The sequence below is a fragment of the Rhodanobacter thiooxydans genome, assembly GCF_021545845.1.
Lineage (GTDB): Bacteria > Pseudomonadota > Gammaproteobacteria > Xanthomonadales > Rhodanobacteraceae > Rhodanobacter.
On the sequence record NZ_CP088923.1, the window covers coordinates 1,821,202 to 1,836,948 of the forward strand.

The following is a 15,747-nucleotide window of genomic DNA, read 5'->3' on the forward strand; positions in this document are numbered from 1 at the left end:
GGTCATCCGGTTATGGCGGGCAGGTTCAGGCCGTGTTCGCGCGCACACTGCAACGCCGTTGCATAGCCGGCGTCGGCATGGCGCATGACGCCGGTCGCCGGGTCGTTCCACAGCACGCGTTCGAGGCGCCTGGCTGCCGCGTCCGTGCCATCGCAGACGATCACGACGCCCGAGTGCTGCGAGAAGCCCATGCCGACGCCGCCGCCGTGGTGGAGGCTGACCCAGGTGGCGCCGCCGGATGCGGCCAGCAATGCGTTGAGCAGCGGCCAATCGGAAACGGCGTCGGATCCGTCGCGCATGGCCTCGGTTTCGCGATTGGGGCTGGCGACCGAACCGCAGTCGAGGTGGTCGCGGCCGATGACGATGGGCGCGGTCAGCTCTCCGGTGCGCACCATCTCGTTGAAGGCCACGGCCGCGCGATGGCGCTGACCCAGGCCGAGCCAGCAGATGCGCGCCGGCAAGCCCTGGAAAGCGATGCGCTCCCGGGCCTGGTCCAGCCAGTCGTGCAGGCGTGCGTCTTCCGGAAAGAGTTCCTTGATCTTCGCATCGGTGCGATAGATGTCTTCCGGATCGCCGGACAGCGCGACCCAGCGGAACGGCCCCTTGCCCTGGCAGAACAGCGGACGGATGCAGGCCGGCACGAAACCGGGGAAGGCAAACGCGTCCTGCACGCCCTGGTCGAAGGCGACCTGGCGGATGTTGTTGCCATAGTCGATCGTCGGTACTCCCATGCGGTGGAAGGCCAGCATCGCGTTGACGTGCGTTGCGCAACTGGCGGCAGCGGCCTGGGTCAGCGCGTCCTGCTGCGACGGGGCGCCGCGGCGGGCCGCCTCCCATTGCGCAAGCGTCCAGCCGGCCGGCAGGTAACCGTTGATCAGGTCGTGCGCCGAGGTCTGGTCGGTCACGGCGCCGGGGCGCGCCGCGCCGGTGCGCGCAAGTTCGGCGAAGCGGGGCATGAGATCGGCGGCGTTGCCGAGCAGACCGACCGAGACAGGCGTGGCCGCATTCCCGACGATCGTCAGGGCTTCCTCGATGCTGTGCGCCTTGCGGTCGAGGTAGCGTGTGCGCAGGCGGAAGTCGATGCGCGACTCCTGGCATTCGATGACGATGCAGCTGGCGCCGGCCAGCACGGCGGCGAGCGGTTGTGCGCCTCCCATGCCGCCCAGGCCGGCCGTAAGTATCCACTTGCCCGACCAGTCGCCGGCGTAGTGTTGGCGCCCAAGCTCGACGAAGGTTTCGTAGGTGCCCTGCACGATGCCTTGCGAGCCGATGTAGATCCAGGAACCGGCCGTCATCTGGCCGTACATCATCAATCCTTTGCGATCGAGCTCGTTGAAGTGATCCCAGGTAGCCCAGTGCGGTACCAGGTTCGAGTTGGCGAGGAGCACCCGCGGAGCATCGGCGTGGGTGCGAAAGACGCCCACCGGCTTGCCGGATTGCACCAGCAGCGTCTGGTCGTCCTCCAGCGTGCGCAGCGATTCGAGAATGAGGTCGAAGCAGCGCCAGTCTCTGGCGGCGCGGCCGATCCCGCCGTAAACCACGAGATCTTCCGGCCGCTCGGCCACATCCGGATCGAGATTGTTCTGCAGCATCCGGTAGGCGGCTTCAGCCAGCCAGTTCTTGCAGGTCAGTGCGGTACCGCGCGGCGCCCGCACCGTGCGCGGGCCCGCCTTGGGCATGGCAAGCGTATCCATGGGTGTTTCCATCAGGGAGTTTTGAAATCGCCGACATTGAAATCGCCGACGAAGCGGAACTTGCCGGCGGGATAGCTGAGGCGGACGTAGCTGGCGATCTGGTCGCGCGACCAGGTGCGGCGTGTCAGCGTCAGCAATGGGCTTCCCGGCTCGACATCGAGCAGGCGTGCCAGCCGTTTGCTTGCGGCCTCGGCCTCGATGACATGCTCGATTCGCTGCAAGGGCGCCGTGCGCATCAGGTACTGATGCGGAATTTCCTTGTAGAAATCGATCTCCAGATAGTCCGGCGCGCAGACCGGATTCACGAAGCGGTCTTCCAGCTGCAGTGGTTCGCCGTCGGCCCGGTGCAGCAGGCGCGAATGGTAGAGCTTGGTTCCGGCAGGCAGGGCGAACTGGCGCGCCGTGACGGGGCGCGCGGAAACAAGTTCGCGGGTCAATATCTCCACGGTATGCGCCTGCCCGCGGGAGACGATTTCATTCCGGATGCTGCGCACTTCGAACATCGCCGACTCGGCCTTGCGCTCCGCAACGAACGTTCCCGCACCCTGCGTGCGGGTGAGCATGCCGGCATCGGTCAGCTCGCGCATGGCGCGGTTGACGGTCATGCGGGAGATGCCAAAGCGGGAGGCCAGCTCGTTTTCGCTGGGTACCTTGCTCAATGGCGGCCAGTCGCCGTTGGTGATGTGGCGGAGGATATGGCGCTTGAGTTTGAGGTACTGCGGCTGGCGTCCGTTCATCGCCAGAGCATTGCATGTCTATACAACTTGTGGAAGACGTCGTCGCGCACCGGGTACCGCGCTGCGGTGCATGATTGACAGCCCGATTTTGGACGTGGTACTAGATGGTATAGACAACTTTACGAGTCGGCAGCGCCACGCCATGCCCACCTGCGTCCTACTGTTGCGGTGCCTTCTGGTTGCGGCTTTCTGCCTCGATGCCAGTGTGGCGCAGTGGCGCTCGGCCGAGATGGCCGGGGTGCAGGCCCAGCGCGGCCAGGCCGGTATCCGTTCGATCGCGTATGGTTGTGACGACAATGCCGACTCGGTGCACGAACGCAAGGGGGATGCGGATTGTGACTGTACCCCGGGGTGCGCCTGCATGTGCGTATCGCCGGCCGCATCCGTCGACCAGGCGGTAGTGTTTGCCGCCCAGCATGTTCTCGATACGCATCCCTCCGTGATGGCGGTCATGCACACGGTTCGCACCGCCATCTCCTCCGTCTTCCGACCTCCCATCGGTTGATCTCGTCGGCCCGCCCTCTGTGGCGGCATGTTTTGCCTTGAGCAATTTTCTGCCGCGCAGTCGCGCTGGCAGCGTCGCAGGCATTCACCGATCAGATCATCCCAGACCGAGTTGGGGGGAGTTTTCCATGTTCTACGAGCGCAATCACCTTGCGCTGGCTATCGGCGCGCTGTTGTCCGCCGGTTTTGCCAGCACCACCTTTGCCCAGTCCACCGCCGCGCCGCCGGCCACCAACCTTGAGGCGGTCGCAGTGACTGGCAGCCACATCAAGGGAGCCGAGATCTCCGGCGTCGGCCCGGTAACCGTCATCGATGCCGACGAGATCGCGCGTTCCGGCGTGGTGTCGGTGGAAAATCTGCTCCAGCGGCTGCCGGCCTCGGCCGGTTTTGCCGGCAACCAGACCAATGCCTATTGGGCCGACAATGGCTACGGCACCGCGCAGGTGAACCTGCGTGGCCTCGGCATCAACCGGACGCTCGTTCTGCTCAACGGCCGGCGTATCGTCAACGGAGGCACCGGAGCCAACAGCTCCGCTGACCTGAACGTCATTCCCGTGGCGCTGATCGACCGCATCGAGATGCTGAAGGATGGTGCGTCGGCGATCTACGGTGCCGATGCGGTGGCCGGCGTGGTCAACATCATCACCAAGAAGAAGTTCAACGGCGTCGAGGCCTCGGTTCGCTACGGCCGGACCTTCCAGCAGGACGGCGACGAGAAGGCGGTCGATCTGGCCTGGGGGATGAGCTCTGACCGGGGCTCGTTGATGGCGGCGATCAACTACGCCGAAACCGGAGAGGTCAACATGGCGGATCGCGCGCCGTGCTCGTTCGGCGAAGTCGGCGGAAAGCTCGTGTGCGTCGGCAGCTCCTCGACGATCGGCGGCCGGGCCGTTCTGGCCGATGGCCGGAGAGTCAATTTCAATCAGGACCCCAACGGCCCGGCGAATGGCTATCACACCTACTCACCGGCGCGCGACAACTACAATTCCAATCCGTATCTCAATGCGGTCAATCCGATCAAGCGTTTGAGCCTCAGTTCGTTCGGCAATTTGGCGTTGACGGAGGAGGTTCGTGTCTTTACCGAATTGATGTACACGAACCGGCGTTCGGACCAGCTCGCCACGCCAGGCGCGATAGGCATATACCGCCCGATCCGTATCGCGGCTGATCACCCGACCAACCCGACGGGTCAGAGCCTCTTGCTGCAGCGCAGAAGGTTGCAGGAAGCGGGTCCCCGCAACTTCTATCAGGAAGTCGACAGTTTCCGCGCGGTAGTGGGGCTGGAGGGCCGGATCGGTACCCGCTGGGATTGGTCGGCGGCGGTGAACTGGGGGCGCAGCACCGGCATCGATGGTTCCACCAACATCGCCAATCTGGATCGCGTCGACCAGACGTTGAACACGAGCATCTGCAGCAATGCGGCAGGTGCAGCCATTCCCTGCGGCAACTACCTCGGTTACGGCAACCTGACTCCCAGGGTGCTCGACTACATCCTTTTCAAGAGCCGCGACAACGGCGGCAACGACCAGAAGAGTTTCACGGCGAACCTCAGCGGTGAGCTGTTCGAACTGCCGGCCGGCGTCGTCGGCGTGGCAACCGGCGTGGAGATTCGCAAGGAACGCGGCTGGCGCGACCCGGACCAGCTCACGGTGCTGGGCATCGCCAACACCAACAAGCAGGATCCGATAGCGGGCGAATACACGGCCAAGGAAGCCTTCGCCGAAGTCGCAGTTCCCCTGTTGCAGGACAAGTTCCTCGCGCAGTCGCTGAACCTCAGCGCGGCAGCGCGGTATTCCAGCTACGACCTGTTCGGCAACGACAGCAACTACAAGGTCGGCCTGGACTGGCAGATGGTGCCGTCGCTCAAGCTGCGCGCGAACTACGCCACCGCTTTCCGCATTCCCAATGTGCCCGAGCTCTTCGGCGGAGTGTCGGAGGGCAATCTGACCACGACCGATCCCTGCAACGGCTGGAGCAAGCTGCCGGCGTCGTCGGTGGTTGCGCAGAACTGCCGCGCTTCCGGCGTGCCGGCCGGCTATACCCAGCTGGGGAACACGGTACTGACGACCGTTGGCGGCAACCCGAAACTGCAGCCCGAGGCCGCAAAGACGATGACGGCGGGAGTGGTGTGGACGCCAAACTTCGTGAACGACCTGACGGTCACGCTGGACTACTACAAGATCAAGATCGACAACGCGATCCAGCGTATCGCCGGTTCGACCAAGCTTGCGGTGTGCTACAACACGCCCGGTTTTTCGCATCCGTTCTGCTCAGCGTCGAACTTCACCCGCAATCGGCAGACTGGCGAGATTGATTTCCTTTCGGCCCAGCCGGTCAATGCCGCGAGTGAAAGGCTCTCGGGCGTCGACCTGGGGGCGGTCTACCAGTTCGATCTGGCCGGCTGGAAGGCGTCCCTCAGCGCGGACGTCTCGTACCTGAAGAACTACGACGTGAAACCGTTCCTGGGTGCGGACGACATCCACTATGCGGGGAAGATCACCGGCGGTCGCGGCAGCTACGCGCACTGGCGTTCGTTCACTTCGCTGACGATGGTGCGCGGGCCGTGGTCTGGCTCCTACAGCGTGCAGTACATCGGCGCCGCCGACGACATCAACGCCTCGCGCGGCGATATCGGCGACCACGCACCGGGCTTGACCTATCACAACGTGCAGCTGAAGTACGTGGTGAACACGTTCCTCGACGTTGCTTTCGGCGTCGACAATCTCTGGGACAAGCAGGCGCCATTCATCCAGAGCTATACCGACGCGAACACCGACACCATGACCTACGACCTGCTCGGTCGGCGCTGGAACGCGAAGCTCACCTACCGCTGGTGACTTCGTCGGAAGCTGCCGGCGCGATGGCGCCGGCAGCTATCCGGTCATGCGCCCCCGGGTTGTCCGTCAGCAGGATATTTTCGATGAAACTCGCATTTTGGGCGCGGCGCGCCCATCGCTGGATCGCCCTGATCGTGGGCGTGCAGGCACTCCTCTGGACGCTGAGCGGTCTTTACATGACCGCCATCTCGATCGACCTCATCCATGGCGACCACCTGGCGCACGTCGCGGCCGAGCCGCTTCGCGAGCCGGCCGTGCAGGTCGACGCCGGCACGTTGAGCGAGCGTTATCCGCACTCGACGGGTTTCAAGCTCAAGCAGTTGATGGGGCAGGCGGTATACGAGCTGCGCCAGGGCGGGAAAACCGTCCTGGTCGATGCCTCGACCGGCGCCGAGTTGCCCGCGCTGGGCGAGCAGCAGGTGCGACAGTTGGCCTCGTCGCTCTACCGCGGCGATGGCGCCATTCAATCCGTGCATCTGCTGGAGAAGGTGCCGAGCGAGGTGGCCAAGCGGCCGGTACCCATGTGGCAAGCCAATTTCTCGGATCGCGGCCACACGACGCTGTACCTGTCCGCGACGACGGGCGAATTGCTGGCGCGGCGGCACGACTTCTGGCGCCTGTACGATTTTCTCTGGATGTTCCACATCATGGACTACGAGACGCGTTCGAACGTGAACAACGGTCTGATGCGGGTAGCGGCTTCCATCGGACTGCTTTTTGCGCTCAGCGGGATCTGGCTGCTGGTGCACAGTTTCCGCAAGAGGAAGGCGACGACATGAAGCCGTGGATCCGCAAACTGCATAAATGGATCGGCCTGATCGTCGCGGCGCAATTCGTGGTCTGGACGGGAAGCGGCCTGATCATGAGCCTGCTCGATCATGACGCCGTCGAAGGCCGGACCCATCGCGCCCAGGCGCGTGAAATACCGGATTGGCCCACCGGCATGCTTGCACCGCAACGCGTGTTGGCGGATGCAGGGCGTTCGGTACAGACGCTGGAAACCATGTGGCTGGCGGATCGCCCGGTCTACCGGCTTGCCGAAAAGGCCGAGGCGTGGCTGGTGGACGCGCACACCGGGCACAGCGTGACCGTGGATGCCACGATCGCGGCGATCATCGCCGCCCGCGACTATGTCGGCGACGGTCGACCGGAGGCACCGGAGTTCCTGCCGAAGGCCAATTTCGAGACCCGCGGTTACCAGGGCCCGGTCTGGCGCGTGGCGTTCGGCGACAGCGCCGATACGACGATCTACCTGTCGGCCCGCGATGGCCATATCCTCGAGCGCCGCAACGCGACCTGGCGGCTGTTCGATACGGTCATGATGCTGCACTTCATGGATTACACGGGGCAGCAGAACTTCAACAATCCATTGGTGGTCCTGGCGGCTTCGGGGGGACTATGGATGGCGCTGTCGGGACTGTGGCTGCTCGTTGCAAGTTTCCGCCTGAGTGAATTCGTCCCGCTTCGCTGGCGCCGGAAACGGAGCCTGGCGGTCTACGCGCCGGACGGGACGAAGCTCTGCCTGGTGGATTCGCGCGAAGGCGACAGCGTGTTTCTGGCGCTGGGGCGAAGCGGCCTGCACCTGCCGTCCAATTGCGGTGGCGGGCAGAGCTGCGGGTTGTGCGCGGTCCGTTTGCGTGGCAACGCGCCACCCTCGACGAGTTCCGATCGCGAGCATCTCAGCGCCAGCAGCCTGAAGCTGGGTTATCGATTGGCCTGCAACGTTCCGGTGCACGCCGATCTCGAGCTGGAGGTGCCCGGTGGTGCCGAGCTGTGGAACGAGCAGACGGCGATCGTCGAGAGCATCACCGCGGTGACTCCGTTCCTGCGCGAGATAAGGCTCTTGCCGTCGTCGCCCATCAGGCGGGGGTTTCAGCCGGGTTCGTATCTCCAGGTTCACGTTCCCGACTACGCGCTGCCGCGCCAGCATATTTCACACCCGGAAGAACATCGTGACGAATGGGGCGCGCTGAACCTGCCGCCGGTGCTGGTCAGCAAGGAGCCGGTCCGGCGTTCGTATTCGCTGTCGCTGCCGGTGGAGAAGGCCGGGTGGCATCTCACCTTGCTGGCCCGTTTCAGCGTGGGAAGCCCGGGCAGCAAACACCGGTTCGTGGGCAAGGGTTCGGCCTACCTGTATTCGCTCAAGCCGGGCGACGCGATCCGCTTCAGCGGGCCGTTCGGCGACTTCGCCCTGCGTCCGGGCGATCGCGAAAAGATCTTTATCGGCGGCGGTGCAGGCATGGCTCCATTGCGGGCGATGATCCACTCCCGGCTCGACCAGGGCGGGCAAGAGCGAATCCATTTCTGGTATGGAGCCCGTCATCGCGGGGAGGCGCCCTACATCGACGAGATGGCCGAACTGGCATCGCGTCATTCCAACTTCACCTGGCATCTCGTGTTGTCGGAAACGGCCGGACATGGCGCCATGTCGATCGAAGGTCTGGTACACGAGGCCACCCACCAGGGTTTGCTGCGCGATCATCCTGACTTGCAGTCCTGCGAGTTTTACCTGTGCGGCCCTCCAGGCATGTTGTCGGCCACCATCAAGCTGCTGCGAAGCCTGGGTGTCGATGACGAGCGCATAGCCTTCGACGACTTCAAGATATGACGCATGGCTGGTTCCGTGGAGCGAAGCAGGCACGCTGCCCGTTGGTTGACGCCGTCATCGGTTTCCGACCTGGAATCGCACCGGGCACCGATGCCGGCGACAGCAGCGGCGCCTCCGTTGCTGGTGCCGCGGCTGATCGTCGCGGCGGGTGAACGGCATGTGGTGCGTCGCATCGCCGGTTGCCTTCGTGGCTTTTCCTGCGCATAGTGGGCGGGTCATGAGCGTACTTCGTACTCTTCGCCGCTTGCCCCATCGTCGCCCCGTCATGGTGCGCACGGTGCTGCTGTTCGCGCTGGCGATGGTGCTGTCGGCCTTGATGCCGAGATGGATCACGCATAGCCATGACGGCGCGCACACGGCAGTGCACGCGATCGCCGCCGATGCCGCCGCCGATCACCAGCATGCCGACAGTGCCGGCGAGCCGGTGGTGCCGTTGCCGGACGGCTCGCACGTCCATGCGCATTACCTGGCCGGCGCAGCGGCAACCCTGCCGCAAGTCGTCGTTGCGCTGTGCGCACCGGTGCAGGCAGACGCCTGCACGCCCTGGCAGGATGCCTCCGCACCCGACGGTTCGCTGACCCGCCTGCATCGCCCTCCCATCGTCTGACGGCAACGTCCCGACGGCCGCCTCGCGGCCTGAACTCGTTGACTGTGCATTCGATGGGAGATCGTCGTGTTTTCTTTACGCTGTCTGTGCCTCCTGCTGCTGGCGGGCGGTTTCGGTGCGCCTGCGGTGGCGGGCGAGGCCCTTTCGCTGCCGCAAGCGGTGGCTCGTGCACTTGCGCACAACCCGGCCATTCGTGCCGGCGACCGGACCGTCGTCGCCGCCGAACGGCAGGCGGACCTTGCCGGTCTTGCGCCGCCCTGGGTGGTGGGGGCGGAGGTGGAGAACGTGGCCGGCAGCGGATCGCTGGCCGGCGTCGGAGCGGCAGAGACCACCTTGCGGCTGGGCCGTGTCCTCGAACGGGGCGGCAAGCGCGACGCTCGCGTGGCCGCGGGTGCCATCGACATCGAGCGGTCGCGCAATGCGCTGGAACAGGTCCGTCTGGAGCTGGCCACCGAGGCCGCACGGCGCTTCGTCGAAGTGCTCGCCGACCAGGCGCGCACCACCCTGGCGGCGCAGGACCTCGCCCTCGCGCACGAGCTGACGGCGACCGTGCGGCGCTGGGTGCAGGCCGGCCGCAGTCCGGAGTCGGACCTCGACCTGATGCAGATCGCCGAGGCGCGCGCCGACATCGAGGTGGAGCACGCGTCCCACGAGCTGGCCAGTGCTAGGGTCTCCCTGGCCGCGCTGTGGCATGCCGCCGAGCCTGATTTCGACGCGGTGGCCGGCAACCTGTTCGAGTTGCCCGCGGTACCGTCGTATGCAGCCCTCATTTCGCGCCTGCCCGACAACCCCGCTTTGCGCGGCCTGGCGCTGGACGCGCACGCGGCACGGGCGCGCGAGCGCGTCGCCGCCGCCAGCGCCAAGCCGGACGTTACCTGGCACGTCGGCGTGCGGCGGCTGTCGACGTTCAACGACACGGCGCTGATCGCCGGGGTATCGCTGCCGCTGGGCAGTGCCGGACGCTCGGCGCTCAGCGTAGCCCAGTCGGAGGCCGAGACCGAGGCGGCCGACGCGCGCGCACAGGCGCAGCAGATGGACGTGCGCCAGCGGCTGTTCTCCGCGTACCAGGAAATGGTCCACGCGCGTACCGCCTTCGAGGCGCATCGCGACCGCATGATCCCGAAGGCCGAAGCCGCGCTGGCGCTGACCCGCAAGGGTTTCGAGGCGGGGCGCTTCAGCTTCGTCGCGCTGTCGCAGGCCCAGCGCACGCTGCTCGAACTGCGCAACGCGCAGATCGACGCCGCCGTCCGTTACCACATCTTGTTGACCGACATCGAACGGATGACGGTCTCGGCCGGAGTTTCGTCGCCATGAAGTTCATGTCCCTGAAAAGCGCTCCCATCAAGCGCATTGCACTGGTACTGCTGGTTCTCGCCACTGTTGCCCTTGGCGCCTGCGGCGATCGTGCCGCGCATGAACCGGCCGCAGGCGAACACGCTGCCGCCGATGCGTTCGAGCGCGGCCCGCACAACGGCCGCCTGCTGCGCGACGGTTCGTTCGCACTCGAAGTCACCGTCTACGAAGCCGGCGTGCCGCCGGAGTTCCGCCTGTACGGCTATCGCGACGGCAAGCTGCTGCCGCCGGATGCGCTGCAGCCGTTGATCGAGATCAGACGTCTGGACGGCGAAACCACCCGCTTCACGTTCCGGCCCGAGGGCGACGCGCTGGTTGCCGACGGCACGGTGATCGAGCCGCATTCGTTCGACGTCAAGGTCAGTGCCGTCCACGCCGGCAAGACGCATGCGTGGAACTACGCCTCGTACGAAGGACGCGTCACGATCCCGGCGGCGATTGCCGTAGCGTCAGGAGTGAAAACCTCGGTGGCCGGCCCGGCCACGATCCGCGACGTGCTGCCGCTGATGGGGCGCGTGGCGATCGACCGCAGCCGCCAGGCGATGGTGCGCGCCCGTTTTCCGGGCATCGTGCGCAGCGTGCCGGTGAACCTGGGCGACCGCGTACGCCGCGGGCAGACGCTGGCCACGGTGGAAGGCAACGACAGCATGCGCAGCTATACCGTCACCGCACCGCTGGACGGCGTGGTGCTGGCGCGCAACACGAATGTCGGTGACGTCGCCGGTGAGGCGCCGCTGTTCGAGATCGCAGACCTGTCCTCGGTCTGGGTCGAACTGCATGCGGTCGGACGCGACGCCGACCGGCTGCGGCCGGGGCAGGCGGTGAGGGTGCGCCCGGCCAGCGGCGGCGAGGCGTTGGCGACCCGTATCGACGCCCTGGTACCGGTCACCCACATGGGCACCAGCGTGGTGGCCCGCGCACGCATCCTCAACCCGGACGGCGCCTGGCGTCCGGGTATGGCGGTGGTCGGGGATGTCACCGTCGCCCAGCGTGAAGTGCCGCTGGCGGTGAAGGTTTCGGGCCTGCAGCGCTTTCGCGACTTCACCGTGGTGTTCGCCCGGGTCGGCGACACCTATGAGGTGCGCATGCTGGAGCTGGGTGCGCGCGATGCCGGGGCGGTCGAGGTGCTCGGCGGCCTCAAGCCCGGCACGGCCTACGTGAGCGAGCAGAGTTTCCTCATCCGCGCGGACATCGAAAAGTCCGGCGCCAGCCACGACCACTGAGGACGCCGGCATGCTTGAACGACTTGTACGCGCCGCGATCGCGCATCGCCTGCTGGTGCTCATCCTGGCGCTGGGGCTGGGTGCACTTGGCGCCTGGAACTATTCGAAGCTGCCGATCGACGCAGTGCCCGACATCACCAACGTGCAGGTGCAGATCAACACCGAGGCGCCCGGCTATTCGCCGCTGGAAGCGGAACGGCGCCTGAGCTACCCGATCGAGACGGCGCTGGCGGGGCTGCCGCATCTGCAGCAGACGCGCTCGATCGCCCGTTACGGCCTGTCGCAGATCACCGCAGTGTTCGAGGACGGCACCGACGTGTACTTCGCGCGGCAGCAGGTGGCCGAACGGCTGAAGGAGGTCGGCACGCAACTGCCGCCGGGCGTGCAGCCGACGCTGGGGCCGGTGGCCACCGGCCTGGGCGAGATCTTCATGTACATGGTCGAGGCTGCTCCCGCTGCGCGGCGTGCCGACGGCCAGCCGTGGACGCCGACCGACCTGCGCTCACTGCAGGACTGGGTGATCCGGCCGCAGCTGCGCAACCTTGCCGGGGTGACCGAGGTGAACACGATTGGCGGCTTCGTGCGCCAGTTCCACGTCACCCCCGATCCGGCCCGGCTGGCTGCCTACGGGCTGAGCCTGGTCGACGTGCAACAGGCGCTGGAACGCAACAACGCGAATGTCGGTGCCGGTTATATCGAGCGGTTCGGCGAGCAGTACCTGATCCGTGTGCCTGGGCAGATCGCCGACCTCGATGGCCTGCGCGAGGTCGTGATCGGGCAGAAGGACGGCGTGGCACTGCGCGTGCGCGACGTGGCCGAAGTCGCCGAGGGCGAGGAACTGCGCACCGGTGCGGCGACCGAGAACGGTCACGAGGCCGTGCTGGGCACCGTGTTCATGCTGATCGGCGAGAACAGCCGCATCGTGGCCCAGCGGGTCGCGGCCGAGCTGAAGACGATCAACGCGAGCCTGCCCGACGGGGTCAGTGCACGCACGGTGTACGACCGCACGCTGCTGGTCGACCGGGCCATCGGCACGGTGCAGAAGAACCTGGTCGAAGGCGCGTTGCTGGTGATCGCGGTGCTGTTCCTGCTGCTGGGCAACCTGCGCGCGGCGCTGATCACCGCCGCGGTCATTCCGCTGACCATGCTGATGACGATCAGCGGCATGGTCGGCAACGGCATTTCCGGCAACCTGATGAGCCTGGGCGCGCTCGACTTCGGCCTGATCGTCGATGGCGCGGTGATCATCGTGGAGAACTGCCTGCGCCGCTTCGGCGAGGCGCAGCACCGCCTGGGCCGCATGCTGCGCCGGGAAGAGCGTTTCGCGCTGGCGGCGAGCGCTACGGCCGAGGTGATCAAGCCGAGCCTGTTCGGCCTGTTCATCATCGCCGCCGTGTACCTGCCGATCTTCAGTCTCTCGGGGGTCGAGGGAAAGATGTTCCACCCGATGGCGTTCACCGTGGTGATCGCAATCACCGCGGCGATGGCGCTGTCGCTGACCTTCGTGCCGTCGGCGGTGGCGATGTTCGTGACCGGCCGCGTGGCCGAGCGGGAGAACCGGGTGATGCTCGCGGTTCGCCGCGTCTACGCGCCGCTGCTGCAGCGGGTGATGGCGTGGCGAATCGCGGTGGTCGCCGCGGCGACCGTGCTGGTCGTCGCCGCCGGGCTGCTGGCCGGTCGGCTCGGCGCCGAATTCATCCCCGACCTGGACGAAGGCGACATCGCCGTGCATGCGCTGCGCATCCCGGGCACCGGGCTGAACCAGGCGATCGGCATGCAGGTGCAACTGGAAGCGCGCATCAAGCAGTTCCCGGAGGTCAACCACGTGTTCGCCAAGCTGGGCACCGCCGATGTGGCGACCGACCCGATGCCGCCGTCCGTCGCCGATACCTACATCATCATGAAGGAACGCAAGGACTGGCCCGATCCGCGCAAGCCCAAGACCGAACTGGTCCGCGAGATGGACGCGGCCGTGCGCGCCATCCCGGGCAACAACTACGAGTTCACGCAGCCGGTGCAGATGCGCATGAACGAGCTGATCGCCGGCGTGCGCGCGGAGGTGGCGGTCAAGGTCTTCGGCGACGACCTCGACACGCTGGTGGCGTTGGGCGAACGGGTGGAGCAGGTTGCCGCCGGCGTCGCCGGTGCCGCCGACGTCAAGCAGGAGCAATCCACCGGCCTGCCGCTGCTGACGATCCAGCCCGACCGCGCCGCGCTGGCCCGCTATGGGCTGTCCGTCGCCGACCTGCAGGACACGGTGTCCATCGCGATGGGCGGCGGCCCCGCCGGCCAGGTGTTCGAGGGCGATCGGCGCATCGACATCGTGGTGCGCCTGCCGGAGGCGCAGCGCAGCCGGCTGGAGGCGCTGGGTAGCTTGCCGATACCGCTGCCGGCGCGCGCTGATCCGTCCGCCCCCATCACGGTACCGCTGGGCGAGGTGGCGCGCATCGAACTGTCCACCGGGCCGAACCAGATCAGCCGCGAAAGCGGCAAGCGCCGGGTGGTGGTCACCGCCAACGTGCGCGACCGCGACCTGGGCTCGTTCGTGGCGGAGTTGCGCAGCGCCGTGGCCGCCGGGGTCACCCTGCCGGAGGGCTACTGGATCGACTACGGCGGCACCTTCGAGCAGTTGATCTCGGCCAGCCAGCGCCTGCAGGTGGTGGTTCCGGTCGTGCTGCTGCTGATCTTCGGCTTGCTGTTCATGGCGTTCGGTTCGGCGCGGGATGCCGCGGTGATCTTCAGCGGCGTGCCGCTGGCGCTGACCGGCGGCGTGCTGGCGCTGTGGCTGCGCGGCATCCCGTTCTCCATTTCCGCCGGCGTGGGCTTCATCGCGCTGTCGGGCGTGGCGGTGCTAAACGGCGTGGTGCTGGTGTCGTTCATCCGCCGCCTGCTCGACGAAGGCCATGACCTGGACAGTGCCATCGTCGAAGGTGCGCTGACCCGCCTGCGGCCGGTGCTGATGACCGCGCTGGTGGCATCGCTGGGTTTCGTGCCGATGGCGCTGAACGTGGGCACCGGCGCCGAAGTGCAACGTCCGCTGGCCACGGTGGTGATCGGCGGCATCCTGTCCTCGACGCTGCTGACCCTGCTGGTGCTGCCGGCGTTGTACCGCTGGGTGCGCGGTGCCAGCGAGGCACGCCGACCGGTGCCCGCCGGCTGAGACGCCATCGGCCACTGCCGAAGTGGTCGATGGCCCGGGCACCTGTCAGCGGGTGCCGATGGATCAGTCGACCAGGGAGTGGCTTTCGGTCGTGCCGAGCAGTTCGGGCTGCCTGGTGCTGCGCGCGCGCCGGTTCATCAGCGGGTGCATGAACACTGCGGCCAGGATCACCGCCACGCCGGCATAGAACCAGCCGTCCAGCTCACGCTGCTCGCCCAGCAGCACGATCGCCAGCACGATCGCGTAGACCGGCTCCAGGTTGGTCACCATCTGTGTGCCGAACGCGCTCATGTGGCGCAGCGCCACCAACGCCAGCGTGAACGGCAGCAAGGTGCAGCCGAACGCGAGCACCAGCAGCAGCAGCGCATCGTGCGCGCCCGGCAGCATGAAGGCCGGGCCGGCGTGCGGAATGAATGGCGCGATCAGGGTGAGGAAGATGGTGCCGGTGCCCAGCTCGATGAAGGTCACCGTGAGCGGGTCGCCGTGCTCGACCAGGCGCTTGTTGAGCGAGCCGAAGAACGCCACGAACAGCGCCGACAGCACACCCACCGCGATCCCTGCACGCATGTCGTGCGGCACGCCGCCCACCACCATCACCACGCCCGGCACCACCGCCACGCCGATCAGCAGCTCGCGCGGATCGAACCGGCGCTTGGCGATCCACGGTTCGATGAAGGCCAGGAACACCGGACCCAGCGCGATGCAGGTGGCGCCGACCGAGGCGTTCGACAGCTTGATCGCCGCGTAGAAGGTGAGCCAGTGCAGCGACACCAGCACGCCGATGCCGGCATACGCCCAGATCAGCCGCGCCGGCATCGCGCGCAAACCACGCCAGACCCGCGGCATCAGCAGCAGCGCCGCCACCACCAGCAGCATGCGCCACCACACCAGCGGCAATGCGGGCAGCGTGATCAGCTTGCCGAGGATTGCGGTGAAACCCCACAGCAACACGCAGAAATGGATCTGCAGGCGGGCCTGGTTGACGGGTTGCATGGGGGCATCGTGCGAGAGTAGGGAGCCGGCA

11 protein-coding genes are annotated in these 15,747 nt (G+C 66.6%); 8 read left to right on the top strand and 3 right to left on the bottom strand.

Going from position 1 to position 15,747, the window contains the following annotated elements; all coding sequences use genetic code 11:
• Positions 1 to 2: 2 nt before the first annotated feature.
• Both hutU and hutC read right to left on the bottom strand, forming a co-directional pair.
• Positions 3 to 1,694: a urocanate hydratase gene (gene hutU / locus LRK53_RS08110; protein WP_027492389.1), complete on the bottom strand. Its 1,692-nt coding sequence runs from the start codon at positions 1,692 to 1,694 to the stop codon at positions 3 to 5.
• 11 nt (positions 1,695 to 1,705) lie between these two features.
• Positions 1,706 to 2,431: a histidine utilization transcriptional repressor HutC gene (gene hutC, locus LRK53_RS08115; RefSeq protein ID WP_027492390.1), complete on the bottom strand. Its 726-nt coding sequence runs from the start codon at positions 2,429 to 2,431 to the stop codon at positions 1,706 to 1,708.
• Positions 2,432 to 2,573: 142 nt separating this feature from the next.
• On the opposite strand from hutC, the gene LRK53_RS08120 reads away from it, so the two are divergent.
• The 8 genes from LRK53_RS08120 (at position 2,574) to LRK53_RS08155 (ending at position 14,723) form a co-directional block, all read left to right on the top strand.
• Positions 2,574 to 2,936, top strand: a complete 363-nt coding sequence (locus LRK53_RS08120) for a CopL family metal-binding regulatory protein (protein ID WP_235642616.1) — start codon at positions 2,574 to 2,576, stop codon at positions 2,934 to 2,936.
• A gap of 127 nt (positions 2,937 to 3,063) precedes the next feature.
• Positions 3,064 to 5,772 (top strand): TonB-dependent receptor domain-containing protein, encoded by a 2,709-nt coding sequence (locus LRK53_RS08125; protein WP_235642617.1) that lies wholly within the window; start codon positions 3,064 to 3,066, stop codon positions 5,770 to 5,772.
• A 59-nt stretch (positions 5,773 to 5,831) separates the two neighbouring features.
• Positions 5,832 to 6,551, top strand: coding sequence for a PepSY domain-containing protein (locus tag LRK53_RS08130; protein ID WP_221174191.1), 720 nt, complete (start codon positions 5,832 to 5,834; stop codon positions 6,549 to 6,551).
• Positions 6,548 to 8,380 (top strand): 2Fe-2S iron-sulfur cluster-binding protein, encoded by a 1,833-nt coding sequence (locus LRK53_RS08135; RefSeq protein ID WP_235642618.1) that lies wholly within the window; start codon positions 6,548 to 6,550, stop codon positions 8,378 to 8,380. Before LRK53_RS08130 ends, LRK53_RS08135 begins: the two co-directional genes overlap by 4 nt.
• A gap of 217 nt (positions 8,381 to 8,597) precedes the next feature.
• Positions 8,598 to 8,987: a hypothetical protein gene (locus tag LRK53_RS08140; protein WP_185754620.1), complete on the top strand. Its 390-nt coding sequence runs from the start codon at positions 8,598 to 8,600 to the stop codon at positions 8,985 to 8,987.
• A 66-nt stretch (positions 8,988 to 9,053) separates the two neighbouring features.
• Positions 9,054 to 10,301 (top strand): TolC family protein, encoded by a 1,248-nt coding sequence (locus LRK53_RS08145; protein ID WP_051257547.1) that lies wholly within the window; start codon positions 9,054 to 9,056, stop codon positions 10,299 to 10,301.
• A 26-nt stretch (positions 10,302 to 10,327) separates the two neighbouring features.
• Positions 10,328 to 11,563 carry an efflux RND transporter periplasmic adaptor subunit gene (locus LRK53_RS08150; protein ID WP_027492397.1) on the top strand — a complete coding sequence of 412 codons (1,236 nt, stop codon included), beginning with the start codon at positions 10,328 to 10,330 and terminating at the stop codon, positions 11,561 to 11,563.
• Between the two features lie 10 nt (positions 11,564 to 11,573).
• A complete protein-coding gene (locus LRK53_RS08155) occupies positions 11,574 to 14,723 on the top strand; it encodes an efflux RND transporter permease subunit (protein WP_235642619.1) in 3,150 nt (1,049 codons plus the stop codon).
• Between the two features lie 63 nt (positions 14,724 to 14,786).
• On the opposite strand, the gene LRK53_RS08160 is transcribed toward LRK53_RS08155, so the two are convergent.
• Entirely contained in the window at positions 14,787 to 15,716 is a 930-nt protein-coding gene (locus LRK53_RS08160) for a DMT family transporter (RefSeq protein ID WP_027492399.1), read from the bottom strand.
• Between the last annotated feature and the right edge of the window lie 31 nt (positions 15,717 to 15,747).

Coding starts and splice junctions, on each gene's coding strand:
- hutU (WP_027492389.1), bottom strand. CDS start 1,694: ATGGATACGCTTGCCATGCCCAAGGCGGGCCCGCGCACGGTGCGGGCG.
- hutC (WP_027492390.1), bottom strand. CDS start 2,431: ATGAACGGACGCCAGCCGCAGTACCTCAAACTCAAGCGCCATATCCTC.
- LRK53_RS08120 (WP_235642616.1), top strand. CDS start 2,574: ATGCCCACCTGCGTCCTACTGTTGCGGTGCCTTCTGGTTGCGGCTTTC.
- LRK53_RS08125 (WP_235642617.1), top strand. CDS start 3,064: ATGTTCTACGAGCGCAATCACCTTGCGCTGGCTATCGGCGCGCTGTTG.
- LRK53_RS08135 (WP_235642618.1), top strand. CDS start 6,548: ATGAAGCCGTGGATCCGCAAACTGCATAAATGGATCGGCCTGATCGTC.
- LRK53_RS08140 (WP_185754620.1), top strand. CDS start 8,598: ATGAGCGTACTTCGTACTCTTCGCCGCTTGCCCCATCGTCGCCCCGTC.
- LRK53_RS08155 (WP_235642619.1), top strand. CDS start 11,574: ATGCTTGAACGACTTGTACGCGCCGCGATCGCGCATCGCCTGCTGGTG.
- LRK53_RS08160 (WP_027492399.1), bottom strand. CDS start 15,716: ATGCAACCCGTCAACCAGGCCCGCCTGCAGATCCATTTCTGCGTGTTG.